Source organism: Pontibacterium sinense (genome assembly GCF_015209595.1).
GTDB lineage: Bacteria > Pseudomonadota > Gammaproteobacteria > Pseudomonadales > Balneatricaceae > Pontibacterium > Pontibacterium sinense.
The window spans coordinates 96,698-121,833 of record NZ_JADEYS010000009.1; the positions used below are offsets into that span (position 1 = coordinate 96,698).

At 49.7% G+C, this 25,136-nt stretch carries 25 protein-coding genes and 4 tRNA genes; 11 read left to right on the forward strand and 18 right to left on the reverse strand.

The genetic code is table 11. The features are described from left to right. Positions 1–29 precede the first annotated feature (29 nt). The 3 genes from IOQ59_RS10550 to IOQ59_RS10560 all read left to right on the forward strand — a co-directional run bounded on the left by IOQ59_RS10550 (position 30) and on the right by IOQ59_RS10560 (position 2,739). The gene (locus tag IOQ59_RS10550; protein WP_193953254.1) at positions 30–800 is read left to right on the forward strand and encodes a Phenylacetic acid catabolic protein; all 771 of its coding nucleotides are present in this window, start codon (positions 30–32) and stop codon (positions 798–800) included. Positions 801–944: 144 nt separating this feature from the next. Beyond that, positions 945–2,141 carry a Bcr/CflA family multidrug efflux MFS transporter gene (locus IOQ59_RS10555; protein WP_193953255.1) on the forward strand — a complete coding sequence of 399 codons (1,197 nt, stop codon included), beginning with the start codon at positions 945–947 and terminating at the stop codon, positions 2,139–2,141. 52 nt (positions 2,142–2,193) lie between these two features. Continuing rightward, on the forward strand, positions 2,194–2,739 hold the full coding sequence (locus IOQ59_RS10560; protein WP_193953256.1) for a hydrolase: 546 nt from the start codon (positions 2,194–2,196) through the stop codon (positions 2,737–2,739). Positions 2,740–2,792: 53 nt separating this feature from the next. Here the strand turns inward: IOQ59_RS10560 and IOQ59_RS10565 are convergent, their stop codons facing one another. From IOQ59_RS10565 to IOQ59_RS10580, 4 genes are all read right to left on the reverse strand, one after another. Further along, on the reverse strand, positions 2,793–2,999 hold the full coding sequence (locus IOQ59_RS10565; protein WP_193953257.1) for a dodecin: 207 nt from the start codon (positions 2,997–2,999) through the stop codon (positions 2,793–2,795). A gap of 200 nt (positions 3,000–3,199) precedes the next feature. Beyond that, positions 3,200–5,572: a phosphoenolpyruvate synthase gene (gene ppsA, locus IOQ59_RS10570; protein ID WP_193953258.1), complete on the reverse strand. Its 2,373-nt coding sequence runs from the start codon at positions 5,570–5,572 to the stop codon at positions 3,200–3,202. 186 nt (positions 5,573–5,758) lie between these two features. After that, complete coding sequence (locus IOQ59_RS10575; RefSeq protein ID WP_193953259.1) at positions 5,759–6,013, reverse strand: DUF2164 domain-containing protein; 255 nt, start codon at positions 6,011–6,013, stop codon at positions 5,759–5,761. A 40-nt stretch (positions 6,014–6,053) separates the two neighbouring features. After that, entirely contained in the window at positions 6,054–6,821 is a 768-nt protein-coding gene (locus IOQ59_RS10580) for an AraC family transcriptional regulator (protein ID WP_193953260.1), read from the reverse strand. Positions 6,822–6,917: 96 nt separating this feature from the next. Between IOQ59_RS10580 and IOQ59_RS10585 the strand changes: the two genes are divergently transcribed. The 3 genes from IOQ59_RS10585 to ppsR all read left to right on the forward strand — a co-directional run bounded on the left by IOQ59_RS10585 (position 6,918) and on the right by ppsR (position 9,105). Next, positions 6,918–7,454, forward strand: a complete 537-nt coding sequence (locus IOQ59_RS10585) for a peroxiredoxin-like family protein (RefSeq protein WP_193953261.1) — start codon at positions 6,918–6,920, stop codon at positions 7,452–7,454. Between the two features lie 204 nt (positions 7,455–7,658). After that, a complete protein-coding gene (locus IOQ59_RS10590) occupies positions 7,659–8,144 on the forward strand; it encodes an SRPBCC family protein (RefSeq protein ID WP_193953262.1) in 486 nt (161 codons plus the stop codon). Between the two features lie 139 nt (positions 8,145–8,283). Continuing rightward, the gene (gene ppsR, locus IOQ59_RS10595; protein WP_193953263.1) at positions 8,284–9,105 is read left to right on the forward strand and encodes a posphoenolpyruvate synthetase regulatory kinase/phosphorylase PpsR; all 822 of its coding nucleotides are present in this window, start codon (positions 8,284–8,286) and stop codon (positions 9,103–9,105) included. 77 nt (positions 9,106–9,182) lie between these two features. Here ppsR and IOQ59_RS10600 read toward each other — a convergent pair whose 3' ends face one another. The 3 genes from IOQ59_RS10600 to IOQ59_RS10610 all read right to left on the reverse strand — a co-directional run bounded on the left by IOQ59_RS10600 (position 9,183) and on the right by IOQ59_RS10610 (position 11,105). Continuing rightward, positions 9,183–9,575, reverse strand: a complete 393-nt coding sequence (locus IOQ59_RS10600; protein WP_193953264.1) for a ribonucleotide reductase subunit alpha — start codon at positions 9,573–9,575, stop codon at positions 9,183–9,185. 182 nt (positions 9,576–9,757) lie between these two features. Then, positions 9,758–10,627 (reverse strand): LysR family transcriptional regulator, encoded by an 870-nt coding sequence (locus tag IOQ59_RS10605; RefSeq protein WP_193953265.1) that lies wholly within the window; start codon positions 10,625–10,627, stop codon positions 9,758–9,760. Positions 10,628–10,646: 19 nt separating this feature from the next. After that, positions 10,647–11,105, reverse strand: a complete 459-nt coding sequence (locus tag IOQ59_RS10610; RefSeq protein WP_193953266.1) for a GFA family protein — start codon at positions 11,103–11,105, stop codon at positions 10,647–10,649. 184 nt (positions 11,106–11,289) lie between these two features. On the opposite strand from IOQ59_RS10610, the gene IOQ59_RS10615 reads away from it, so the two are divergent. Further along, positions 11,290–11,739, forward strand: coding sequence for an acyl-CoA thioesterase (locus IOQ59_RS10615; RefSeq protein ID WP_371871853.1), 450 nt, complete (start codon positions 11,290–11,292; stop codon positions 11,737–11,739). Positions 11,740–11,859: 120 nt separating this feature from the next. Here the strand turns inward: IOQ59_RS10615 and IOQ59_RS10620 are convergent, their stop codons facing one another. Beyond that, positions 11,860–12,186, reverse strand: a complete 327-nt coding sequence (locus tag IOQ59_RS10620; protein ID WP_193953267.1) for a hypothetical protein — start codon at positions 12,184–12,186, stop codon at positions 11,860–11,862. 33 nt (positions 12,187–12,219) lie between these two features. Continuing rightward, on the reverse strand, positions 12,220–14,082 hold the full coding sequence (dsbD, locus tag IOQ59_RS10625; protein ID WP_371871854.1) for a protein-disulfide reductase DsbD: 1,863 nt from the start codon (positions 14,080–14,082) through the stop codon (positions 12,220–12,222). A 245-nt stretch (positions 14,083–14,327) separates the two neighbouring features. Here dsbD and IOQ59_RS10630 point away from each other — a divergent pair, with 245 nt between their 5' ends. Beyond that, a complete protein-coding gene (locus tag IOQ59_RS10630; protein WP_193953268.1) occupies positions 14,328–15,398 on the forward strand; it encodes a 3-deoxy-7-phosphoheptulonate synthase in 1,071 nt (356 codons plus the stop codon). 72 nt (positions 15,399–15,470) lie between these two features. Here IOQ59_RS10630 and IOQ59_RS10635 read toward each other — a convergent pair whose 3' ends face one another. Both IOQ59_RS10635 and IOQ59_RS10640 read right to left on the reverse strand, forming a co-directional pair. Beyond that, on the reverse strand, positions 15,471–15,845 hold the full coding sequence (locus IOQ59_RS10635; RefSeq protein WP_193953269.1) for a c-type cytochrome: 375 nt from the start codon (positions 15,843–15,845) through the stop codon (positions 15,471–15,473). A 240-nt stretch (positions 15,846–16,085) separates the two neighbouring features. Beyond that, a complete protein-coding gene (locus IOQ59_RS10640) occupies positions 16,086–16,628 on the reverse strand; it encodes a VOC family protein (RefSeq protein ID WP_193953270.1) in 543 nt (180 codons plus the stop codon). 229 nt (positions 16,629–16,857) lie between these two features. Between IOQ59_RS10640 and IOQ59_RS10645 the strand changes: the two genes are divergently transcribed. Further along, entirely contained in the window at positions 16,858–17,316 is a 459-nt protein-coding gene (locus tag IOQ59_RS10645; protein WP_193953271.1) for a MarR family winged helix-turn-helix transcriptional regulator, read from the forward strand. Between the two features lie 77 nt (positions 17,317–17,393). On the opposite strand, the gene clpX is transcribed toward IOQ59_RS10645, so the two are convergent. From clpX to IOQ59_RS10680, 7 genes are all read right to left on the reverse strand, one after another. Next, the gene (clpX, locus tag IOQ59_RS10650; RefSeq protein ID WP_193953272.1) at positions 17,394–18,677 is read right to left on the reverse strand and encodes an ATP-dependent Clp protease ATP-binding subunit ClpX; all 1,284 of its coding nucleotides are present in this window, start codon (positions 18,675–18,677) and stop codon (positions 17,394–17,396) included. Between the two features lie 90 nt (positions 18,678–18,767). Further along, positions 18,768–19,391, reverse strand: coding sequence for an ATP-dependent Clp endopeptidase proteolytic subunit ClpP (gene clpP / locus IOQ59_RS10655; protein ID WP_193953273.1), 624 nt, complete (start codon positions 19,389–19,391; stop codon positions 18,768–18,770). A gap of 92 nt (positions 19,392–19,483) precedes the next feature. After that, on the reverse strand, positions 19,484–20,821 hold the full coding sequence (gene tig / locus IOQ59_RS10660; RefSeq protein WP_193953274.1) for a trigger factor: 1,338 nt from the start codon (positions 20,819–20,821) through the stop codon (positions 19,484–19,486). Between the two features lie 291 nt (positions 20,822–21,112). Beyond that, positions 21,113–21,188 (reverse strand) — tRNA-His (locus IOQ59_RS10665). A 22-nt stretch (positions 21,189–21,210) separates the two neighbouring features. Further along, a tRNA-Leu gene (locus IOQ59_RS10670) sits at positions 21,211–21,295 on the reverse strand. Between the two features lie 17 nt (positions 21,296–21,312). Next, positions 21,313–21,388, reverse strand: a tRNA-His gene (locus tag IOQ59_RS10675). A gap of 44 nt (positions 21,389–21,432) precedes the next feature. After that, positions 21,433–21,509 (reverse strand) — tRNA-Arg (locus tag IOQ59_RS10680). Positions 21,510–21,799: 290 nt separating this feature from the next. Here IOQ59_RS10680 and folD point away from each other — a divergent pair. Both folD and IOQ59_RS10690 read left to right on the forward strand, forming a co-directional pair. Then, entirely contained in the window at positions 21,800–22,651 is an 852-nt protein-coding gene (gene folD, locus IOQ59_RS10685) for a bifunctional methylenetetrahydrofolate dehydrogenase/methenyltetrahydrofolate cyclohydrolase FolD (RefSeq protein ID WP_193953275.1), read from the forward strand. Positions 22,652–22,822: 171 nt separating this feature from the next. Beyond that, entirely contained in the window at positions 22,823–25,132 is a 2,310-nt protein-coding gene (locus IOQ59_RS10690) for a sensor domain-containing diguanylate cyclase (protein WP_193953276.1), read from the forward strand. Positions 25,133–25,136: the final 4 nt, after the last annotated feature.

Here is a 25,136-nt window from a genome sequence, read left to right on the forward strand (position 1 = left end):
ACACCCTCAAAAAGAGTGAGGCTTCTCTTATGGCAATGGATGATAAAAAACTAATCGAACGCATCGCTAACGGTGAAAAGATTCAGGCGGGTGAAGAGATCTCTTCCGGATACCGTGCTGAGCTGATGCGCCTGATGGTTGTCTTCGTGGATTCTGAACTGGCTGGTGCTGCAGGTTTCGCAGAACAGATCAATGAAGGCCCGGGTTTGCGTGAGCGGCAGGTTGCTGCGCAGATCGTTGCAGATAAGTTTGATCATGCTGAAAAAGTACTGACATTGCTGAAAGAGTTTGGTGTCGATAACCGACTTTATGTTGCCTCCCATGCCTGGGAAGCCCGCCTGAGCCGCTACCTGGATCTGGGTAATCGCCGTATTGGCGGTGACAAACGCCTGAATGTATTCCACTACCCGCTACAGGGCTGGACAGATGCACTGGTCATGAACGCCTTGATGGCTGCTGCCTCAGGCATCCAGCTGAAAGAACTTCGCAACGCCTCCTATGCCCCACTGGCCGACGCGATGCGCGCAGTAGCTGAAGGTGAATCCCGTCATGCTGAACTGGGTGAGCGAGGCCTGCAGGATCTGATCGATCGTAATGGCACCGATGCGGCACAGGTCGCGGTTGAGTTCTGGTATCCGAAAGTAGCAGCAACCTTTGGTCGTTCCGATTCTCAGCACAATGACCGCTTCCGTGCCTATGGCCTGATCACCAAAACCAATGATCAGCGCCTGAATGAATGGGAAGGTTTGGTAAATGACGTCCTGACCCGCCTGGGGCTGACCGTTCCTGACACCGAGTAATAATGATCAGAATGGCGTCTATACGTCATTCTGATACAGATCAGTTTCTTTGCACTTTAATAGCAGGCCATATGAGCCTGCTTTTTTTGTTTAAACAGTGGTATAACCTGTCAGCCATTTTTCCCGCCTGATATCGGAGCGATCATGTTCTCACCGCAATCCATCGCCACCATACTGACACTGGCCGCAGCCGTAGCGCTGGGACCTCTGTCCACGGACATGTATCTACCCGCCCTGCCCCGCATGACCGACGACCTGAATACCAGCGTTGATCAGATGCAGCTGACGTTGTCAGTGTTCTTTGCCGGTTTTGCAGTCGCTCAGCTTTTGTACGGCCCTCTGGCAGACCGTTTCGGGCGCAAGCCTATTATGCTGGCAGGTCTGGCCATTTTCTCTTTTGCGTCTATCGGCTGTGCGATGGCCGAAACCGTGGAACAGCTGATGGTCTATCGTTTCATTCAGGCACTAGGTGCCTGTGGCGGCCCTGTATTGGGCCGTACGATGGTACGAGACATCCACGGACCGGAAAAAGCGGCACCGGTGTTGGCGCTGATTGGTACCATCATGGCACTGGCACCCGCCATTGCCCCCGTATTTGGCGGCGGCTTGATCATCTGGTTCGATTGGCAGGCAATCTTCCTCTTCCTCGCCTTTTTTGGCTTTGTACTGATGGCCGTCTACGGACTGAAGGTACAAGAGAGCCTGAAAGAGGAATACAAGAAACCGTTTAACCTGACAACGGTGATGACCTCCTATAAGCGACTACTGAAGCATCGCGAATATATCGGCTACACCCTGAGCTGCAGCTTTGTTTATTCGGGCCTGTTCTGCTTTTTATCCGCATCCTCCTTTGTATTGATTAACTTTTTTGGTGTTGCTGAAGAACACTTCGGACTCTACTTTGCACTGGTGGTGTGTGGATACGTGATCGGCACACAACTGGTCCAGCGTTTCAGCGTCTACGTGGGCCAACGCAAGATGCTAATGCAGGGTGCCTGCACTGCGGCTGTCGCCGGTATTGCCATGGCGATTCCGTCATTGCTGGAAAAAGACACACTGGCATGGCTGATCGCGATGCAGGTGCTCTTTATGGTTGGCGTGGGCATTGTGATGCCACTCTCGATGGGCGGCGCGCTGGCACCGTTTTCCGATATTGCGGGCACCGCCTCCTCCCTACTGGGTTTTTTACAGGCGGTATGTGCAGCAACGGTCGGTATCATTGTGGGTCATATGTATAACGATACGCCGCTGGTGATGACTGTGGCGATTAGCATTATGGGTATCCTGACACTATTGAGCTATCGGATATTTCTGCATAAAAAAGATCAGCCACAAGCGTAGCCAGCAGGCCAACCGAACGCTATCCTGAGCAACATTCAGAGGGAGATATACGATGCTGATCCAACCCAATAAATCCTGCCTGCTGGTTGTAGACCTGCAGGAAAAATTGCTGCCTGCCATTCATGAAGGTGAAGCGGTTGTCGAAAATACTCGCTGGCTAGCCGAGATCGCTAACCACCTAAGCGTACCGGTACTCACATCTGAGCAGTACCCTCAAGGCTTAGGCGGCACCGCAACCTCACTGCTGGATGTACTGCCAGCGGAAGGCTTTATGGAGAAAATGGCCTTCTCCTGCATGTCGGATCCAGGCTGCAACGAAAAGATTAATGCTCTTCGCCCTAGCCAGGTCGTCGTTGTAGGCACCGAATCCCACGTCTGTGTTCTACAGACATGCTTGCAGCTCAAACAGCAGGCGCGTGAAGTATATGTGGTTGAAGACTGCGTCTCTTCTCGCAATCCTAAAGACAAAGAATTGGCACTGGAACGCATGCGACAGGCGGGCATCTATATCGTCAGCCGCGAGATGGTTGCCTTCGAATGGCTGCAAACAGCCAACAACGAAAAATTCCGCTTTATCAGCAAGAACTATCTGCGTTAATACGCAGGATGTCTGCAGGCTGGAAAATCTCCCAACCTGCAGGCATACCGTATCTAATCCAACCGAAATCCAACCTTCATCACAACCTGATAGTGACCCACCTTGCCATTTTCAACATGGCCACGTATCTCACTAACCTCAAACCACTCCACGTGGTTAATCGTTTCAGCCGTTCGCTGAACACCCTGCGAAATCGCATCATCAATACTGACTGAAGAAGATCCGACGACCTCTACTTTCTTATAGACATGATCACTCATTGGAAGCACCGTGCATTGGCTATTTAATAGTCAACATAGCTGATGGCATTGTTCGACGCCAAAGCAAACACGGCCCAATAAATCACTCTAATGCGCAATTATGCAAACGGGGGAAAAATAGTCAGACTGAACAGAGCAGGAAACTAAAGGAAAAGAGCCGCAGCAACCCCGGCCGGAGCTGCTGCGAACTGAAGCCGTTATTACACCGCTTCGGTGTTGGACAGGAAGAACCAGGTATCCAGGACAGAATCCGGATTAAGGGATACAGAGTTAATCCCTTTCTCCATCAACCAACGCGCTAAATCAGGATGGTCAGACGGACCCTGACCGCAGATCCCGATGTACTTACCTTGTGCACGGCACGCATCAATGGCCATCTCAAGCAGACGCTTCACTGCATCATTACGCTCATCAAACAGATGCGCAATCACGCCGGAATCCCGATCCAGCCCCAGCGTCAACTGAGTGAGATCGTTCGAGCCAATGGAGAAACCATCAAAATACTCAAGGAACTGATCTGCCAGTAACGCGTTGGATGGAATTTCGCACATCATGATGACACGCAATCCATTCTCACCGCGCTTCAGACCATTCTCTTCCAGCAGCTCAACCACCTGTTTGGCTTCGCCCACGGTGCGCACAAATGGCACCATGATCTCGACGTTGGTGAAACGCATCTTATCGCGTACTTTTTTCAGCGCGCGGCATTCCAGCTCAAAGCAATCACGGAAAGAATCAGAGATATAACGGGTTGCACCGCGAAAACCGAGCATCGGGTTTTCTTCGCTTGGCTCGTAGCGGTCACCACCGATCAAATGTCCGTATTCGTTCGACTTGAAGTCGGACATGCGTACGATCACTTTCTTCGGATAGAACGCTGCCGCCAGTGTTGAAATACCTTCCACCAGCCGCTCGACGTAGAATTCAACCGGATCGCCGTATCCTGCGATGCGACGATCGATCGTCTGACGCACATCGCGTGACTGCTCGTCATAGTTCAGTAGCGCTTTAGGGTGCACACCAATCATGCGATTGATAATGAACTCCAAACGCGCCAGACCGATACCGGAGTTAGGCAAAGACTGGAAATCAAATGCGCGATCCGGATTACCAACGTTCATCATGATATCGAACGGCAGGTTTGGCATAGATTCAACATTGTTAGTCTGATGCTCAAAGTCGAGCTTACCTTCGTAAGCACGTCCGGTATCACCTTCGGCACAAGATACCGTGACAACCTGCCCCGGCTTCAGGATATCAGTCGCATCACCACAGCCCACAATGGCTGGAATACCCAGCTCACGCGCAATAATCGCTGCGTGGCAGGTACGACCACCACGGTTGGTCACAATGGCCGCTGATTTTTTCATCACCGGCTCCCAATCGGGATCCGTCATATCGGTGACCAGGACTTCACCCGGCTGCACTAAATGCATTTCGGTAATATCGTTCACAATACGTACCGGTCCTGAACCAATACGGTGACCGATAGAACGACCTTCAACCAGACATTTGCCGGTCTCTTTCAGCAAATAACGCTCAATAACAGTACTTTTATCACGGCTCTTAACGGTTTCAGGGCGCGCCTGAACAATATATAAGCCGCCGTCATCACCGTCTTTAGCCCACTCGATATCCATCGCGCGGCCATAATGCTGCTCGATGATCACCGCAAGGCGTGCCAGTTCCTGCACATCCTCATCATTGATAGAAAATTGGTTACGCTCTTCCACCGGCACGCTTACTGTCTCGACAGCATTACCTGCACTGGCGTCGGCGGTGTAGATCATCTTGATCGCTTTCGCGCCCAAATTTCGACGCAAGATAGCCGGCGCACCCATTTTCAAGGTTGGCTTGTAGACGTAAAACTCATCCGGGTTAACCGCACCCTGTACCACAGTCTCACCCAAGCCATAGGCTGAAGTGATAAATGCAACATGGGGGAAGCCCGATTCTGTATCGATGGTAAACATCACACCTGATGCCGCAGTTTCACTGCGCACCATGCGCTGTATACCTGCAGACAACGCAACTTCACTGTGGTCAAAACCCTGGTGAACACGGTAGGAGATAGCACGATCATTGTAGAGAGACGCAAACACCTCTTTGATCGCGTGCTTTACGTTGTCCAAACCACGGATATTCAGAAAGGTCTCTTGCTGGCCAGCAAACGAGGCGTCCGGTAAGTCTTCGGCGGTTGCCGACGAACGTACGGCAACGGAAAGGTTCGTATTATCGCCGCACATTTCGGCGAACGCGCCTTCAATCGCTTCATTAAGCGCAGGCTGGAACGGTGCATCCATGATCCAACCACGGATCATCTTACCGGTGTCAGCCAGCTCGATAACATTATCCGTATCCAGCGCTGTTAGAGTTTCGTTAATTTTCTCTTCCAGGCCACCATGCTGGAGAAAATCCCGGAAGGCCAGTGCTGTCGTTGCAAATCCATTTGGTACTTTTACGCCCGCGTTACTCAGTTGGCTGATCATCTCACCCAAAGACGCGTTCTTTCCACCGACCGTTTCGACATCATTCATGCCCACCTGGTCAAGGCGCAGTACGTAATCCTGCACTCTGATTTTCTCCCACTCGCACGTGCTTAAATCATGGTTTGATCATCGATATAAGTAACAGATCATACTTCAGTTTTAAAAAAAAAATGAGAATAATTTGCAACTCGCTTGGTACAGATCAAAGATTGAGAAATACCCTTCACCCTACAGTCTCATTCACTCAAAATTTTGAGGGAAAGCACTTACTTAACGAACAAAATTTGTCGGTTTTTCAATCTCATAAATCGCATCATCAACCTGATCCAACTTACTTTGCATCACCGCGCGAGCATCACTCAGACCACGGTTGTAGTAATACGCACCCATTTCAGATGAAATAAAATCCAGTAAAAACTCAGCATCAAACTGCCCGAGGTCCTGATCAAGCTCAACACTAAAGTAACGTTTAAGCTTCTCAACGATTACCGCTTTCTCTTCCGCTGAGAATTTAATTTCTGACATCGTGACTCCCTCATCTATGTGATCTTTTATCCCAGCGAGCCTACACGGTCTGCAAATCCGCTGCCGCCTCTCGCCGCAATGCCAGCGGACTTTCCCCAAACTGGCGCCGAAACGCCCGACTTAATGCCTCTCCTGAACCATAACCGTAACGTCGGGCGACAGTCTGTATACGCTCTCCACGCTCCACGTCCTGTCGGGCCAATACCATTCGCCAGCGCCTTAAGTACGCCATCGGCGTTTCGCCCACAACCTGCACAAACAACTCAGCAAAACGACTCAATGATAGCCCTGCAATTTGCGCAAACTCTTCATTACGCCAGACTTTTTCCGGTCGCTCATGGATAGCAACAATCGCTCGACTGATTCTCGCATCAGACAATCCATTGAGCAGGCCGGGTTCAGTAGCACCTTGCTCAATCTGGGCACGCAGCAACCGTACCATTAACACTTCACCCAACCGGTTAAGCACCGAACCAAAACCGCAACGTTGCGCGTCACCTTCAGCTTTGAGCAGTCGCACCAGCATAACGGTTTCAGCGTTATCAGAGATATCCAACTCAATCAGTGGCGGTAATGCTGATAACAAAGGGTTGGCCTGCCCCCCCCAATCGGTGCACGCTCTGAACATCGGCACATAGTCTGCTTGCTCAGGACTGCAAATCAGTCTCAGCGGAGACAGTAACACCCGATTGGGCACATCACTTCCCGGCGGGGAAAACACAATCAGGTTGGCCTCCTCTCCTGTTGCTGGGGATACCGATAACGAAAAGCGGGAAATCAGCGCCGACAAACGGTCAAAACGGCTCATATCGTAGTCTTGATCATATATTATGGATTTATATAACAGTATGCCCTGATAGGATTGATAGCAACCCCCTGATTTCTCCTATACGAGGACACACGCATGCTGATACCCCGCCAGAAAACACCTGACCTTCAGGTTGAAACGCTTGATAACGGCACCTTTGCCCTCTCCGGAGAAAACTCCGAACGTGGCACGGTTATCTGCTTTTATCGCGGACTGCATTGCCCGATCTGCGCCACCTATCTGAAAGAATTTGAAAAACAGGTGCCAGAGTTTGCCGCACGCGGTGTAAAGGCCATCGCCATCAGCTCTGACTCAGCGGAACGCGCGCGTGCCATGGCCGACAAAATTGATGCCCAGAATCTGCGCATTGGATACGGCCTGGATCTTAAAAAAGCACGCGAATGGGGTTTATATACTTCCACATCACGGGGCAAAACCTCCATTGGCATTGAAGAACCGGCACTGTTCTCCGAGCCGGGTTTGTTCTTAGTCACACCGGAACAAACACTGTATTACGGCTCAGTACAAACCATGCCGTTTGTGCGCCCACATTTTTCCGAATTAATCGGCGCGCTCGATTTTGCGATTAAAAATAACTACCCTGCACGCGGCGAATATACCGGCGAAGTGTAATTCGCCGAGCAACAGACCAGCGTATGTATAAAAGGCTGCGCCATGCGAGGCCTTTTATATGTCACGGTATTGCTCTTCACCCATCACGATTCCGTAGTGCAGCAAAAACCAGCACTTTGGTCGACCTGCACAAGAACAATTTTCGCGTGCGGAACATTGATGCATTCTGAGGATATACAACAAATATAAAACTCAGGTAATTCAATGAAATCTAAAACAAATTTGGCTGCCATCCTTATTCTGTCTGGCGCGACACTGGCTTCATCTGCCGTCTTAGCAGCGGGCTCTGTAGAAGTATCAGAGTCGGTAGAACTCAACGTAAAACCTGCAGCTATCTGGGCATTGGTGGGTGACTATAACGGCCTCTATCGCTGGCATCCCGCTGTGAAAGACAGCAAACGAACCGACAACGTTCGTCTTTTAACATTAGGAAATGGCGCACAGATTACCGAAACACTCACAGCCATGGACAACGAGAAGCATAGCTATAGCTACACCATCAATGCTTCACCCCTGCCGGTATCAGACTACGAATCATCTATTGCGGTAAAAGCCAACGGCAACAACGGTTCCATTGTGACCTGGTCGTCCAGCTTTAACGCTGCGGGCACCAGTAACGAAGAAGCAGCACAAGTGATACGTGGTGTTTATCAGGCAGGGCTGAACACGCTCACGGAGTTGTACAACTGATTCGGGCAAACGATATCCGTCATCACTATTGATTTAACGCAGCCGGAATGCGAGCTGCCAAACCCTCCACGTTCGGTTCCTGCTGCAAATCTGCTATAGTGCCGCGCTCTGAAGGTTCACTAGAGTACGGCACCGCATCATGACTAAACGCACTGCTTTTTTTATCTCTGACGGCACAGGTATTACTGCTGAAGCACTGGGAAACAGTCTGCTAACGCAATTTGAGGCCATTCAATTCGAGAAGGTCACCCTGCCCTATATTGATACCGTTGCCAAAGCGGAAGCCGCGGTTCAGCAGATCAACGATGCCTGCATTACCGATGGCGAACGCCCGATCATTTTCGACACCATTGTTAATGAAGAGATTCGTCGTATTTTAAGTCAGTGTGACGGTTTCAAAATTGACGTCTTTTCCACCTTTCTCAGCCCGCTGGAAAGCGAACTCCAGACGCGGTCATCCTATTCTGTCGGCGGCTCACATGCCATCGGCGAAGTGAATAAGTACAAAGACCGCATTGAATCCGTGAACTATGCGATTGATAACGATGACGGTGGCCGTATTCAACAGTACGACCGCGCCGACATCATCGTGCTAGGCGTATCTCGCAGCGGAAAAACACCTACATGCCTCTATATGGCGATGCAGTTCGGTATTCGTGCGGCCAACTATCCACTGACCGAAGATGATATCCATCACAGCAAACTTCCGGAGTTTCTGGAAAAACACCGCGATAAACTGTATGGCCTGACGATTGAGCCTTTCCAATTGTCCGCGATCCGTCAGGAACGTCGTGCTAACAGCCGCTATGCGTCATTGGATCAGTGCGATATGGAAGTGCGTAAAGTAGAAAAGATCTTTCGGGATGAAGGCATCAACTGCATTAACACGACTAACTTCTCCATTGAGGAGATCGCAACACGCATCATGGCAGACTTCGGCCTGAAACGAAAAATCACCTGATCAAACCGAAAAACCTTCAGATATAAAAATGCCCGGACCTAAATCCGGGCAATGCCAATCAATCGTGCAGGTAATGCTTAGTTTGCCTGCATGGAAACCGGATTACCCTGACGATCAAAAATCACATAACGGGACAGATCCGCGCCCATCATCAAATCGTTCGCCATCTTATTCAGATGAGGTTCCGCATCATCCGTCGATGGAGGCTGTCCACCCGTACCAGACAATCCTGCCGCCAGCACAAAGTCCCAGCCTGCCGAAACCTGATCCGCCTCAGCGGCCAGCCCGGAAAAATCAGTCAGTTCTGCGGGTAACTTATCAACGCACATCAGCGGTACAACTGAACCATGCTGACGCTGCTTGTGTTTTTTACTGTCCTGCTTCTCGATCTGTGCGAAAAGGAACAATAAACGCTGCGGCTCATCCTGCGTGCCAGCGGCATCCAACAGCTCTTTAAACTGAATACTCATGGGGACCTCCAAATTCGATAGCCCTCACTTTAGAGCCTTCTGCCCGACACTTCTTGATTAAAATCAAAGTCTCCGCAGGTGACAATTTTGGCTCAGAACATCTGAAATCCAGTTCGTGCGGGGCATACAGAGCCAAAACTATCTCTTTAGAGGTACCCCAACAAAACTGGACGATCTAACCCTCACCCAGCCAGCGCCCAACTTTTTTGTCCAGCAAAGTCTGTAAACTGCTTAACACCTTCCGGATCACTATGAGCACGCCACAAGCACCCCACAGTACGCATCAATCCAAAATCAATGATCGGGACTTTGACTATATTGGGAGCCTCAACCGTTTCCCCCATGATAGTAGCAGCGAGATTATTCTGTACCATCGACAACGCCCAGCCATCAGAGTCCGTCCGACACGTAAAGTGCGGCTGAGCCTGCTCAGAGAGAAATACCCGCTTACCCTCATTCAGCACCTCACAATGCTTGCGCAAAACGAAGGGCTGTTCGTGGAGATCGGCCAGATGCACACTACTGCGGGTCGCCAATGGATGTTGATTATGCACCACCAAAACAAAGCGCTCCTGGTATAACGGTAGCGCGGTATGGGACGCTTCATCGCCGGAAAGAGAGGTAATCAACAGATCGACCTTATCCTGCCCCATGCGCTGCGCCAGCTCCTCCCTACTGCCTGTTTGCAGATGCAACAGAATATCCGGATAGGTCCTGCGAAAGTCGTGTAACAGATCGTTCACGGGCGGCGTATCAAGCGTACCCAAAACACCAAGCCTGAGCTGCCGCTGATCACGAGAGTCCATCAGATCACGTTTAGCTGCGTTGCATTCTGCCAGAATGGCAAAAGCACGATCACGAAAGCGTAACCCGGCGGGTGTTAGCGTAATACGCCTGGGTTTGCGGATCAGAAGTGCCGCCCCCAACTCTTCCTCCAACGCTTTGACCGCCGTCGACAAGGCAGGCTGAGTCACAAACATCTTCTCAGCCGCACGGGTAAAGCTTCCCGTTTCCTGCACGGCCAAAAAATAACGTATCTGTCTGATCTCCATAATACGGTTCCTAAATACTCTACAGACCGATGTTCTGAGTCAGCGTCACATCAGCAATCCAGTTCTTCTTACGACGCGCCAGACGTGGACCGACTTTTTCATCGCTAAATACCATTGGCACAACGCTTTCCCCCTCCGCCAGCACTAAACGCGGCTGCAGACAATTCACATTGATCACCGCATATAACTGGCCGTCAATCTCAGAGGTCACAACCGGCATCACCCCACAGTTCCGACAGATCAGAAAGTTCGCCGTTTTGTGTCCAAACTGATATGCGTTTAATTGCTGAGCATCACCCACATCAATCACCAATTTTCCATCTGGATCAGACTGGTACAAATTTCGATGCATCAAACAAAACTCACACTGACACTCCCGAGAATTGCGGGCATCTAACACACGCTCAGTTTCAAACTGATATTTGATATTGCCGCAATGACATTGGCCACAATATCGACGACCACTGTGCTGACTCATAACTGGACCTCAGGACTCGATGTCTCTCACTACCCCCAGCATACGGGCTTAAATATGCAGACAGAAATCATAACTTTCAATAATTACCATAAACACGATTTATAGCTTTAATAATTATTAAAAATTTAACTTATCGAAAGGTTTGCGGCTAAATAGGTCTATCAGGCAGGACGAGGAAAAAAGCGTGAAAAGCGAGTTATTAAAAGACTATCCCATTCAGATTGAGATCCCAATTGTCTGGGGTGATATGGATGCCTTTCAGCACGTAAACAATTTGGTCTATCTCAAACATTTTGAGTCCGTGCGGATGGCATACCTTGAAGCCTGTGACTTTAAAGGAATCATGGATGAAACAGGCGTCGGCCCCATCCTGCGCGATACCAACTGCCGCTACCGCATCCCTCTGACCTATCCCGACACGGTTATCTCCGCTACGCGGGTTACACAGATAAAAGGGGATCGCTTCAAAATGTACCACGTAGTCTATAGCGTTGAGCATCAAGCTATCGCCGCCGAGGGTGAATCCATGATTGTCTGTGTGGACTACAACAAGAATGGGATCGCTGCCGTACCTGCTTCGATGCGGGACAGCATTTTGCGATTAGAAGCTGTGCAGCCGGAAATATGCGATTAGAGCACCCGTAAAAATTGGAACGATCATCGTTGTATTCTGTGGTAAACGAAGTACCCCAAGCCACCACAGAATATTTGCCCCGCCAGCACTGACTGACGGGGCATTTTTTTGGAGGATGCTTTATTCGGCTACCGGGAATTTATAAAACTCACGGTTCATATACGCCGCAACATCTTCTGCTTCGTCAGGAAACCAACCCACATCCAAATTGGTGTTACAGCCTTCTATCCAGGCTTTCAGCTTAGGCCAAGTGGTTGCAGCGCGGTCCTGTCGCTTAAAGTACGACGCTTCATGACAGGTGTAGCAGTTTGCATCCGTGTATTCGACGCCGCGGATCACTCTCTCCAGCTCGACCTCATGAAACAGCTCCTGACCGTTATCCGGGTCCGCTGCCATGACAGGTAACGCGCTGCAAAAGGCCGCTGCGACAAGTAACTTCTTCACCATGTTCATCCTCCATTGCTCACAAGCATTTTATTGTTATGTGCCCAGTCGCGAGAGATGCGCGACAAAATCCTCTGGCTCTGCGACACCAATCAGTGTCATGTTTTTATGCAGCTGGCCCTGCGGATCGAAAAAGATCAACGCTGGCGGGCCAATCACGCCATATTCTTTGTTCAGTGCTTTTGCATCAGCATCATTGCTGGTGACATCGACTTTGATCAACTCGAATCCGCTGAGCGCCACCTGTACATTGCGATCAGCAAAGGTATAGGTTTCCAGCTCGATGCAGGAGATACACCAGTCGGCATAGAAATCGAGCATAACCGGCTTGCCACTTCGCCTGGCTTCAGCCAGCAACTGATCCAGCTGCGCAGGGGACGTCACTTTTTTGAACGGTAATGCCGGCGTTGCAGCAACCTGCCCAACACCGACCGTAACACCCTGCAGCGGATAAATCATGCTGCGGTTACCGGACAATGCACCAATCAGCAAAGCAGAGCCGTAAATCAACATGATGACACCCACACCTTTCCAGATGCGTAACCAGCCGCCGGATGGCTCAGGCAGGCGGTCCAGCGCATGCATAAAGATTGCACTTGCGATCAACACACCCGCCGTCAGCAACATGGTCACTTCCGTTGCCACAATACGATCCAGCATCCAGATCGCTAGCAACAGCAGCATGACGCCAAAACCTGCCTTAACAGATTCCATCCAGATACCGGCCTTAGGTAACAGTTTGCCTGCCGATACACCAACCAGCAGCAGAGGCACACCCATACCCATGCTTAAACTGAACAGTGCACTACCCCCCATCACCGGATCACCACTCTGACCGATATAGATCAACGCACCTGCCAACGGCGCTGCCATGCAAGGCCCCACAATCAAGGCCGATAGCAATCCCATCACAGCAACACCGGTCACTGTGCCACCTTTCTGATGGCTGCTCATATTGTTCAATCGGGTCTGCCAACTATTCGGCAGCTGCAGGTCATAGAACCCGAACATCGATAATGACAGCAACACGAACAATCCCGCGAAAGAACCAATAATCCACGGATTCTGAAACGCTGCCTGCAGGTTTTCACCAAACAAACCCGCCACTACACCGGCGATGGTATAGGTCAAAGACACCGACAAGACGTAAACCAAAGACAGCGAAAACGCTTTGCCCGTTGTGATATGGCGTCCCTGACCGGCGATGATGCTCGATAGAATCGGAATCATCGGGAAGACACAGGGGGTTAATGACAAGGCGAGCCCCGCAAGAAAGAACGCTCCGAGGGTAAGTACCAGATCATCACCATCCAACAGGCGCGCAAATCGATCCTGCTCAGTTTCATTCATCGCAGCTGGAGAAAAAGTATCCGGTGCGTCTACCTGAGCAGTGCTCCCTACGGTTGGCAGAGCAACAAACGGCCCGATGCCAGATAACTGAACCGTTTTAGTCACCGGCGGATAACAGATGCCGCCCTCCCAGCAGCCCTGATACGTCACTTCTACAGTGCTATCAACAGGCTGTCCGGAGATACTGCCGAGCGTCAGATCAACCTCTGCCTGGTTGTGATATACAAACACATTGCCAAACAGAGGATCTTCTTTTGATTCTGCTGGCGCGTTGCTACGCTTGATTACCTCGATGCCATCACCCGGCTTAATCTCCATCCGATCTCGATAGAGATAGTAATCGTCAGGCATGGTCCAGTTCAGCTGCAGCTGGTTCTCCCCCTCCTGCACAAAACCAAATACAAATGCCTCTTCGACATCGACGGGGCCGCTGCTACCAAACGGGTTCGCCACCTGATCAAACAGGCCCGCCTGCGCTGATGGGCTCACCAGCAACCACGTGCTTAGAAGCATTAATAAATAAGCTGAAAACTTGCGTACGCTATTCACTTTATATCCTTAGGTTTGAACGCTACGACTCATTGACCACCAGATGCCGGTTGAGTTCTAAGCTTTCAAGAATAACCAAATAACTATATTGAATAAGACGAGTCAACCGTCCTTAGACGATTGTACCACCGCAATCTCCCCGTATGCCCCTATAGAACCGATGGGCACTTATATGTACCACATATATATGGTACAAAGGGGCCGTCAGAAATGACGACGCGACCGTTTGCATTTAGGAAACAACCATGACCGATACACGTGTAGAAGATCTCAATATTGAATCAAACCTTGTCCTGATCAACCCAAATGATCTGAAGGCAAAAATGCCAATCTCCGACACAGCAGCAAAAGCTGTAATGGAAGGACGAGAAGTTGTACGTAATATCCTCGATGGCAAGGACCACCGTCTGTTTGTAGTGATTGGTCCCTGCTCTATCCATGATACCGAAGCGGCTATCGAGTATGGCAAGCGCCTGAAAGAGCTGCAGGAAAAGGTGAAGGATTCTCTGTATCTGGTCATGCGCGTCTATTTTGAGAAACCTCGTACTACCGTCGGCTGGAAAGGCCTGATCAACGACCCTCACATGAATGATTCGTTTGAGATTGAAGAAGGTCTGCACATCGGCCGTAAACTTCTGCTGGATCTGTCCGAGCTGGGCCTGCCACTGGCAACCGAAGCACTGGATCCGATCTCACCACAGTACATGCAGGATTTGATCGCATGGTCTGCTATTGGTGCACGTACGACTGAATCTCAGACTCACCGTGAAATGTCCTCAGGTCTGTCTTGTGCCGTAGGTTTCAAAAACGGTACCGACGGTGGCCTGGAAGTCGCCACTAACGCCCTGAAATCTGTTAGCCATCCGCACAATTTTCTGGGCATCAATGAAGATGGCCAGGTCTCTGTGGTACGCACCAAAGGCAACCAGTACGCTCACGTTGTATTGCGTGGCGGCGGTGGTAAACCAAATTACGATTCAGTCAACGTTGCGCTGACTGAGCAGGCACTGGACAAAGCTGGCCTGGAGAACAACATCATGGTTGACTGCAGCCATGCAAACTCCAGCAAAGATGCGGCCCTGCAGCCTTTGGTAGCGGATAACGTCGCAAATCAGATTCTGGAAGGCAACAAGTCAATTGTTGGCTTGATGATCGAAAGTAATCTGGGCTGGGGCAACCAGTCTATTCCTGCTGATCTCAATGACCTGCAGTATGGCGTATCCGTAACCGATGCTTGCATCGATTGGGACGCGACTGAAAAGTGCATGCTGGAGATGAATGAAAAACTAAAAGACGTTTTACCGAATCGTCGATAATGAGTTTTTCTGCATAAAAAAACGCGGCTACTAGCCGCGTTTTTTATGTCTGACGATCAGCTATCGATCCGCTTATTTTAATGTCTTAAGGTAAGCGATCAGATAGTTTTGCTCTGCTTCATCACTGATAGATACGTGACGCATACGTGTTCCAGGCACGAGCTTTTCATTATCAGCCACCCACATGCGCAAATTCTCTTCCGTCCAGGTGATACCTGAATTCTTCAGCGCATCAGAGTAGTTAAAACGTGGCAGGCTTGCCGCCGAACGCCCCACAACCCCTGTCAGACTCGGACCAAAGGTATTCTTACTTGAATCTTCAGAATGACACGCATGACAGCGCTTGAACACTTCCTTACCTGCAGCCTCTTCCATACTTCCTGCAGCGTTAGCGGATACAGATACCGCCAGTGCAGCGCTAACAATCAGTGGCTTAACCAGTTTCATATTCTTCTCTCCCTCTCTTAGGCAAAATAACCCTATAGGAAGAAAGTATATTTTTAACGCAGCGCACAAACTCTCGTACTTGAGTACCCTTTATCACCCCGCCCAAAGTACACACCAACCAACACCAAGATAGTCTGGCAACATGACCAAATGCGCCCGCAAGAATCATACAAACTCCGGAAACAAAAAAGGCGCGGTATTAACCGCGCCTTTTTCTAATCAGAACGTACTACAAACGACTTAAGCGTCTTTGAATTCTTCTTCGTGCAACCAAGCCGCATGCTTAGGCGCTTTCTTCGTACGAGACCACTCTTCCAGCATCGCAGGTGCAACTTCGGCCAACTGCTTCATCTGAGCATCAGTGCCTTTCACGTAAGTCAGCTCCAGACGATGACCGTTTGGATCAAAGAAGTAGATTGAGCGAATAATACCGTGCTCAGTCGGGCCCACAACATCCAGACCTTTCGCTTCCAGCTCTTCTTTCGCGCTCATCAGTGCCGCTTCGTCAGCCACGCGGAAAGCAATATGCTGAACCCATTCAGGCGTGTTCTCGTCGCGTCCCATTTTAGGCTTGGTTGGCAGCTCAAAGAACGCCAGAATATTACCGTTACCCGCATCGAGGAACAGGTGCATGTAAGGATCAGGCTCTTTAGTAGACGGTACACGGTCTTCTGCAATCGCTACCAGAAAATCCATGTTCAGCATTTCTTTATAGAACTCAACGGTCTCTTTTGCATCATTGCAGCGGTAAGCAACGTGGTGAATCTGCTCAAGTTTGATCATTACTAAGGCCCTGTCTTAATTCTTGTATTAGTGTTCCGTGTAAGGATGAGACCATATTAGTAACACTTGTTACGATTGTCAAAGATCAATCTGAATGCTTATCTTGTTGTTTTATTTAACTTTTATGGCACTCTTACTTAAATGGAAATAATGTTTTTACCTGTTAGAAATGCCGCATTACCATTAAAATCACATCTATAACGCTTTATGTTTCGGAGAAATCAGTACAATGGGCCGCCGTCCTCCAGCGCAACATCTTGAATTGCCACGGTTCTTTCCCTACAAGCTATCGATACTCCAGTCCACAATCAGTGACTCGATCGCACAGCTGTATTCCGGGCAGTTCAATCTCTCCCAACAGGAATGGCGCGTCATTGCAGCACTTGGCACCCAACCACGGATGTCCGCAAAAGAGATCGCGGCCTACACCTCTATGGATAAAATGCCCGTCAGCCGAGCGATATCTAAGCTGGTCAAAGAAGAACTCATTTCACAAAGCCCATCGTCCGAAGACAGACGCCTGATTATTCTAAACCTGACTCCAAAAGGCCTGGAGATTTATGAACAGATCGTTCCATTAGTATTGGAGCGCGAAGAGTTTCTTCTCTCAGCGCTATCAAAGGATGAACAGTCTCAGCTGGACACCCTGATGGAGAAACTCCTGAAAAAGGCTCAGGAGCTCCGCTAGGGGCGTGAATATAAAGACGCCAAATACAAAAAAAGCGACCTGATGGTCGCTTTTTATTTGTGTGTATTGATCGCTGATTATTCTTCCGGAGCCGCCTTTTGCTGCTCGCGGTTTTCATAAATCAACAGCGGCTCACTATCACCACTGATTACACCTTCATCAATCACTACCTTGCTGACACCTTCCATAGAGGGCAACTGATACATAGTATCAAGCAATGTCGCCTCCAGAATTGAACGCAAACCTCGTGCACCGGTACCACGTTCAAGCGCTCTTTTTGCAACAGCGTGCAACGCTTCTTCACGGAAATCAACTTCCGCACCTTCCATACCGAAAAGTGCAGAGTACTGTTTGGTCAGGCTGTTCTTAGGCTCTGTCAGAATCTGAATCAGAGCGTCTTCGTCCAGTTCACCCAGCGCAGCAATCATTGGCAGACGACCCACGAACTCAGGGATCAGACCATATTTCACCAAATCCTCTGCCTCAACTTCTTGCAGAGCCTTTGAAACGGACTTCTCTTCATCCTTCGCTTTTACAATCGCATTGAAACCAATAGAGCTCTTTTCAGAACGATCACGAATGATCTGCTCAAGGCCCGCAAACGCGCCACCACAGATGAACAGGATATTGGAGGTATCAACCTGCAAAAACTCCTGCTGAGGGTGCTTACGGCCACCCTGAGGCGGCACAGACGCTACCGTTCCCTCGATAAGCTTCAGCAGCGCTTGCTGTACACCTTCACCAGATACATCTCGGGTAATGGACGGATTATCAGATTTGCGTGAAATCTTATCGATCTCATCGATGTAAACGATACCCAACTGGGCCTTTTCTACATCGTAATCGCACTTCTGCAGCAGCTTCTGGATGATATTTTCAACATCTTCACCCACGTAACCCGCCTCAGTCAGCGTGGTTGCATCAGCAATGGTGAAAGGCACATTCAGCATTCGCGCCAACGTCTGAGCCAGTAGTGTTTTACCGCTACCGGTTGGACCAATCAGCAGGATATTACTTTTGCCTAGCTCTACGCCGTCTTTTCCGCCCTGAAAGCGGAGACGCTTGTAGTGGTTATAAACTGCTACCGCAAGAACTCTCTTAGCCTGCTCCTGACCAATAACGTACTCGTTCAGGGTTTCTGCAATTTCCGCAGGAATCGGCAAGCGATCACTCCCTTCCTGGGGTTCTGCTTCCTGAATCTCTTCGCGAATAATGTCGTTGCACAGATCAACACATTCGTCACAGATAAAGACAGACGGTCCTGCGATCAGTTTACGCACTTCATCCTGACTTTTTCCGCAGAATGAACAGTACAGCAGCTTACCGCTGTCGCCATCTTTACCTTTAATTTCGTCGGACATTCGACTACCTCATATGTGCAAATCCGGAAAGATACTTTATGGAGTCTCTCCAGACCTTTTTCAACCCACCCTCATATTATAGGAGGGTTATCAACCAGCGCGACGTCCCAGAACATCGTCAATCAAACCATACTCTTTAGCTGCTTCCGGAGCCATAAAGTTATCACGGTCTGTATCACGAGCGATGGTCTCAAGGTCCTGCCCGGTATGCTCTGCCAATATACGGTTCAGCTTTTCACGGATGCTAAGAATCTCTTTAGTGTGAATCTCAATATCCGTCGCCTGCCCCTGGTATCCACCCAATGGCTGGTGAATCATGACACGCGCATTTGGCAACGCAAAGCGCTTACCTTTGGCACCACCGGCCAGCAGGAACGCACCCATGCTTGCAGCCTGCCCCATGCACATAGTACTGACATCAGGCTTAATGAACTGCATGGTATCGTAAATAGACATACCCGCAGTCACAGATCCACCCGGAGAGTTAATGTACAGATGAATGTCTTTGTCCGGGTTCTCAGCTTCCAAATACAACAGCTGAGCCACAACGAGGTTCGCCATGTGATCTTCCACAGGACCGACCAGGAAAATGACACGCTCTTTTAACAGACGAGAGTAGATGTCATAAGCTCGCTCACCGCGCGCGCTTTGCTCAACTACCATAGGGACCAGACTGCTGAGAATATCAGCGGACCCTTTTCCAAATTCGCCCATTCTTTATCTCCTTAGCGTAATTACGCGAAAAAAAAACGACAGCCAGCCTACGCCAACTGCCGTTTTTTTAACTGTGACTTACTTGGCGTTGCTTACTCAGCAGCGTCTTCTTCAGTTTCAGCTTCCGGCTGTGCCGGCTTGATGGCGTCTTCGTAGCTAACTTCTACTTCAGAGACTTTAGCAGATGCCAGAAGCTGATCAAGCACCTGATCTTCCATTACCAGACTCTGGATCTGGTTCAGCATCTCCTGGTTACTGTTGTACCAGTCGATTACCTGCTGTGGTTCCTGGTAAGTTTCAGCCAGTTCTTTGATGGAAGTCTGAACGCGCTCGTCATCAACTTTGATGTCGTTTGCTTTGATGAATTCCTGAACCAGCAGACCAACAGATACGCGGCTTACCGCCTGCTCCTGGAACATCTCTTTAGGCAGCATGTTCAGATCGAAATCAGAATCCGGACCCGCGAACTGCTGAACCGCCTGACGACGCAGGTTATCGATTTCATTATCGATCAGCGCAGCTGGAACATCGATGCTGTTCAGCTTAACCAACTCACGGAACACCTGATCTTTCAGCTTCATTTTCAGCGTATTGACCAGCTCGCGCTCCATGTTCTTGCGAACTTCAGCCTTGAAGCCGTCCAGAGTTTTCTCTTCCATACCGAAGTTGGAGAAGAACTCTTCGTTCAGCTCAGCCAGAGTCTGGGCAGAAACGCTCTGTACTTTAACTGCAAACTTAGCGTCTTTACCTTTCAGCTCTTCAGCGTGATAGCTTTCCGGGAAGGTAACATCCAGCTCTTTCTCATCGCCAGCGCTTGCGCCAACCAAACCGGATTCGAAACCAGGGATCATGGTGTTGGAACCCAGTACCAGATCCATGCCTTCGCCTTTACCGCCATCGAATGCTTCACCGTCGATAGTACCCGCGAAGTCGATCTTAACACGGTCGCCATCTTCAGCAGCGCGCTCTACTTCATCCCAAGATGCCTGCTGTTTACGCAGAGTCTCGATCATCTGATCCAGATCTTCATCTTTAACTTCTGCAGACAGCTTCTCGATCTCTACACCAGAGAAATCAGCCAGCTCGATTTCAGGGTAAACTTCGAACGTTGCAACGTATTCGAAATCTTCGCCTTCTTTATCGTTTTTGAACTCGATGCTTGGGCTGTTCGCAGGCTGCAGCTTTTCATCAGTAGTCGCTTTGAACAGAGTTTCCTGAATAACCTGATTCAGTACTTCTTCACGAATACCTTTGCCGTAACGTTTCTTAACGACTTTTACAGGCACCTTGCCTGGACGGAAGCCATCAAGACGGGCGGTACGTGCGGTCTGCTGAACGCGCTTCTGAACATCCTGATCGATACGCTCAGCCGGTACAGTAACAGTTACCTGACGCTCGAGACCGGAAGTAGTTTCAACGGAAACTTGCATGGAATTCCTCATTAATACTTATACATTTTGATCCAGCTAGATCAGCAGGCTTTATCCAATAAAGCCTGCAACCTGTATGCCCTGCAAGAAACACTAATCGCCTTACGGGCAGAATTTAAGCGCAAAATTTTCAAGCAACCAGCGCAATTAGTCAAGCAAATCAACGTATGAAAGGCATTTTTGCGTAGGCAAAATAACGGAAGGAGTAATTAAGCAGGAAAAGCCAAATTTCAGGCACAAAAAAATCGCCATATAAGCGATTAATTAGTGTCAAAATTTGACTTCGTAGAATGGGGTGGACGATGGGGCTCGAACCCACGACCACCGGAATCACAATCCGGGGCTCTACCAACTGAGCTACGCCCACCACAACATACTACTTTTAAAAATGGTGCGGACGGAGAGACTCGAACTCTCACACCGTGAGGCACCAGAACCTAAATCTGGCGTGTCTACCAATTCCACCACGTCCGCACTACATTATTAGAGATTGGGGTGGACGATGGGGCTCGAACCCACGACCACCGGAATCACAATCCGGGGCTCTACCAACTGAGCTACGCCCACCATATCTCTAATCAAGACTTCAACTTTCTTCAGCAACATCTTCTTGGCACGCCCGGCAGGACTCGAACCCGCAGCCTACGGCTTAGAAGGCCGTTGCTCTATCCAGTTGAGCTACGGGCGCCTTGTTGCCCGCCCTTAACTGCTTTGCTTTCACGTTCCTAAGTGGTCTGTGTTAGCGCCGCCGTTCAAGGTGGTGCGAATATTATAGAGCCGATTTTAGGTCGTCAACACTTTTTTATTTTTTTAATGAAATAAACAGCTTAGCGCTCAAACAATGGTCAAATTGCAACCAAAACAAGCGCCTATATACATATTCTGCTTAATGCTCAACCAATTGCCCTTGGCCCTGACAGTCAACCATGAGAGAATTTGCGCCAGTGAAAATTCGTTTTATAGGACAGCATCCGCAATATGAGCGCAAAAACAATAGACGGCAAACAAATTGCCGCTGATGTACGCCGCAAGGTCGCTGAAGGTATTCAACAGCGCATCGCTTCCGGCAAAGCTGCCCCCTGCCTGGCAGTGATACTGGTCGGTGTTGACCCGGCCTCACAAGTTTACGTACGCAATAAAAAGAATGCCTGTAAAGAAGTAGGCATCGATTCCCGTTCTTACGATCTACCGGACGATACAACACAACAGCAGCTAGAAGAGCTTGTTGATGAACTGAATGCCGATCCTTCTGTACACGGCATTTTGCTGCAGCTTCCTCTGCCAGCACACCTGAACGGCGACGAAATCTTAGAACGCATCCGCCCGGACAAAGATGTCGACGGTTTTCACGCATTCAATCTCGGCCGACTTGCACAACGCATGCCTGTTCTCCGCCCCTGCACACCTAAAGGGGTTATGACTCTATTGGCATCCACTGGCATTGATCTGCACGGTCAGGAAGCAGTTGTTGTAGGTGCCTCCAACATCGTTGGTCGCCCAATGTCCCTGGAGCTGCTGCTTGCTGGCTGCACCGTTACTACGACACACCGCTTTACCCGTGATCTGCCTGGCCACGTCAATCGAGCAGACATTGTCGTTGTTGGCGTTGGAATCCCAGGTCTGGTGAAAGGCGAATGGATTAAAGAAGGCGCTATCGTCATCGATGTCGGAATTAACAGACTGGATGATGGACGCTTGGTGGGTGATGTGGAATATGACATCGCAGCAGAGCGCGCTGGCTGGATTACGCCCGTGCCCGGCGGAGTAGGTCCAATGACGGTTGCCACGCTGATGGAAAACACACTGGAAGCCGCAGAGAAGCTGGATTAATCAGCATCTCTATGCACGATCGGTAAGCCGAACTAAAAGCGCTTACCGATCTACACCCCACCCCCATATGTTCGACACCTAAAACAAACCGAGCACTATCGTTTCAACAACCTAAACAGCTTACGTAACCAACGGCAGCAAGCCGACTTTTGGGGAATCACAGCTCTGATAATGGAAACCAAACGCATTGATCGCACACGGCGGAGTCAGTTCCTCATTCCCACCACAGTCCTGCTGGGCTCAATCCTAGCTACGTATTACGCCAGCCTGTTTAGCGCAAACATCAATAAAGAACAGTTTGAAACCCGTTTTCAGGCCCTTGCCAATCAGACAACCCTTCTGATTCAAGAAAAACTCGATCGTTATCCATTACTATTAAAAACAACTCGGGGCCTGGTGCTAAACCACCTAAATGATGTCGAGAAACATTGGCCGCTTTACTTCGAACAGGCCGCACTGAATTTTGAAGCCAATGGCATTATTGGTATCACTTACACTCGCTACGTTCCCCAGCGCAATCGACAAATGTTCGTCGACATTCAACGTAAAACATACGGGCCCGACTTTCGTATTTTTCCAGACACACTGCGAGAAGACGCGTTTGTATTAATGCAAGCAGCCCCAGACACCATTACACAGAAGGTGCGGGGCTTTGATATTGGCTCAGAATCAAACCGCCGTTTTGCCGCTGAGCGAGCAAAAAACTCCAGCTCTCTCGCGCTATCAGAACCGATATCTTTACTTCCGACCGATCAGCAGTCTCTGGACTACCTGTTCCTACTGCCGGTCGAAAGTCCTGACCCGAATGACCCATACACCCCACTCTTCCATGGCTGGGTAACCATTGGCTTTAGCCTAAGCATGCTGTTGGAAGAAACACTTCAAAAAATTGATCCACTTATTCATGTCGAAGCAGTAGATGAACGAATCGGTCAAAAACCGCTTTACGATAGCCACCCATCCGAAAAGGCAGACCCCCATCTTCTGCCTTTTCGGCTAAAGCAAACACTAGAACTTTCCCATCAGCGTATCGACCTGTATTACACACCACTTAACGCATTCGCATCGACGGATATACTTTATCGTCATGACCTGAGCATATTGATTGGTGGAAGCCTCATCGGCACGCTTGGCGCATTCGCTTGTTTCTTGATGCTGGGTGGACGCGCACGCGCACTGCGCCAGGCAGAGGTAATGACACGTCTATCCCGAGACAGCAACAGTCGATATCAGGCGCTGTTTGAAAGCTCGCCTGAGGCGATCATTCTCAGCGTTGATAACCGCATTATCCTCGCCAACAGTTCAGCAGTTGGACTGTTAGGGGCTTGCGGCATCGAGCAGCTAATCGGCTTGAACGTGCTTGATATTGCCAGCGATTCCAATCGCACCTCCGCAGATGAATTAATGAAATCACTGCAACAATCAAAGCACGACAAATTACCACCTATCGAAGAACAACTGGTTCGCCTCGACGGCAGCACATTTGATGCTGAATTAAGCCTGTCGCGCACCACCTACGATAACGCCAGTGCAATTCAGCTTATGTTTAGAGACATCAGCGACATCAAGAAACGCCGTAATGCAGCGAAGATTGCCAAAAAAGTACTGGAGCACACAACCGAAGCCATCATGGTTACGGACAACAATGCACGCATCATCCTGACTAACCCGGCATTTACTGCCCTCACTGGCTTTACAGATAAACAGGCTCTAGATCAAAAAACCAGCTTATTGAAGTCCGGCCATCACGACATCAATTTCTATAAGCAGCTTTGGCGTGACCTGCTTCACACCGGACAATGGATTGGAGAGATTGCCAATCGCAAACGCAGCGGTGAAGTCTATATCCAGAAGACAAATATCTCAGCGGTATACGACAAAGACGGAGATATCAGTCACTTTGTTTGCGTCATGAGTGATATTACCGAGCAAAAGCGCACTTTTGATACCATCCGCTTCCAGGCTCTGCATGACAACCTGACCAAGCTTCCCAACCGTATTCACTTTGAAGCCAGGGCCGAAAAAGCACTCAGTCGCGCCAGCCTTGCGGGTAGCCATTTTGCCATTTTATTCATAGACCTGGATGACTTTAAGCCCATCAACGATAGCTTCGGACACCTACTGGGTGACAAGCTACTTGTCGCTCTCGCCGATAAACTCTCCGCAGCGCTTCGACCATCCGATATGGTGTCCCGCATTGGCGGGGATGAATTCCTGGTATTGGCAGATGAACTTACCCATCTGGATGAGGCTCGCCTGCTCGCCGAACGCCTGATGCATATGATCTCAACTCCGGTAGAGATCGACGGCATTGAACTACGGGTCAGCGCAAGCATTGGAATTAGCATTTATCCCTCTCAGGGGGACAGCATCGACAGCCTGATCCACGCAGCAGATCAAGCCATGTACAGCGCCAAAAAACAGGGCAAAAATCAGGTTGCTATCGCATCCCAGGACACCACACAACTTATTCCACGATAACAGT

Bases quoted from the DNA above. Each gene is read 5' to 3' on its own strand.
- IOQ59_RS10620 (WP_193953267.1), bottom strand. From the start codon at position 12,186: ATGGTGAAGAAGTTACTTGTCGCAGCGGCCTTTTGCAGCGCGTTACCT.
- IOQ59_RS10645 (WP_193953271.1), top strand. From the start codon at position 16,858: ATGGGCCGCCGTCCTCCAGCGCAACATCTTGAATTGCCACGGTTCTTT.
- IOQ59_RS10640 (WP_193953270.1), bottom strand. From the start codon at position 16,628: ATGATCAAACTTGAGCAGATTCACCACGTTGCTTACCGCTGCAATGAT.
- IOQ59_RS10575 (WP_193953259.1), bottom strand. From the start codon at position 6,013: ATGTCAGAAATTAAATTCTCAGCGGAAGAGAAAGCGGTAATCGTTGAG.
- IOQ59_RS10590 (WP_193953262.1), top strand. From the start codon at position 7,659: ATGAAATCTAAAACAAATTTGGCTGCCATCCTTATTCTGTCTGGCGCG.
- ppsR (WP_193953263.1), top strand. From the start codon at position 8,284: ATGACTAAACGCACTGCTTTTTTTATCTCTGACGGCACAGGTATTACT.
- tig (WP_193953274.1), bottom strand. From the start codon at position 20,821: ATGCAAGTTTCCGTTGAAACTACTTCCGGTCTCGAGCGTCAGGTAACT.
- IOQ59_RS10560 (WP_193953256.1), top strand. From the start codon at position 2,194: ATGCTGATCCAACCCAATAAATCCTGCCTGCTGGTTGTAGACCTGCAG.
- IOQ59_RS10635 (WP_193953269.1), bottom strand. From the start codon at position 15,845: ATGAAACTGGTTAAGCCACTGATTGTTAGCGCTGCACTGGCGGTATCT.
- IOQ59_RS10690 (WP_193953276.1), top strand. From the start codon at position 22,823: ATGGAAACCAAACGCATTGATCGCACACGGCGGAGTCAGTTCCTCATT.
- clpX (WP_193953272.1), bottom strand. From the start codon at position 18,677: ATGTCCGACGAAATTAAAGGTAAAGATGGCGACAGCGGTAAGCTGCTG.
- clpP (WP_193953273.1), bottom strand. From the start codon at position 19,391: ATGGGCGAATTTGGAAAAGGGTCCGCTGATATTCTCAGCAGTCTGGTC.
- IOQ59_RS10555 (WP_193953255.1), top strand. From the start codon at position 945: ATGTTCTCACCGCAATCCATCGCCACCATACTGACACTGGCCGCAGCC.
- IOQ59_RS10585 (WP_193953261.1), top strand. From the start codon at position 6,918: ATGCTGATACCCCGCCAGAAAACACCTGACCTTCAGGTTGAAACGCTT.
- folD (WP_193953275.1), top strand. From the start codon at position 21,800: ATGAGCGCAAAAACAATAGACGGCAAACAAATTGCCGCTGATGTACGC.
- IOQ59_RS10605 (WP_193953265.1), bottom strand. From the start codon at position 10,627: ATGGAGATCAGACAGATACGTTATTTTTTGGCCGTGCAGGAAACGGGA.
- IOQ59_RS10600 (WP_193953264.1), bottom strand. From the start codon at position 9,575: ATGAGTATTCAGTTTAAAGAGCTGTTGGATGCCGCTGGCACGCAGGAT.
- IOQ59_RS10550 (WP_193953254.1), top strand. From the start codon at position 30: ATGGCAATGGATGATAAAAAACTAATCGAACGCATCGCTAACGGTGAA.
- IOQ59_RS10630 (WP_193953268.1), top strand. From the start codon at position 14,328: ATGACCGATACACGTGTAGAAGATCTCAATATTGAATCAAACCTTGTC.
- IOQ59_RS10580 (WP_193953260.1), bottom strand. From the start codon at position 6,821: ATGAGCCGTTTTGACCGTTTGTCGGCGCTGATTTCCCGCTTTTCGTTA.
- IOQ59_RS10610 (WP_193953266.1), bottom strand. From the start codon at position 11,105: ATGAGTCAGCACAGTGGTCGTCGATATTGTGGCCAATGTCATTGCGGC.
- IOQ59_RS10565 (WP_193953257.1), bottom strand. From the start codon at position 2,999: ATGAGTGATCATGTCTATAAGAAAGTAGAGGTCGTCGGATCTTCTTCA.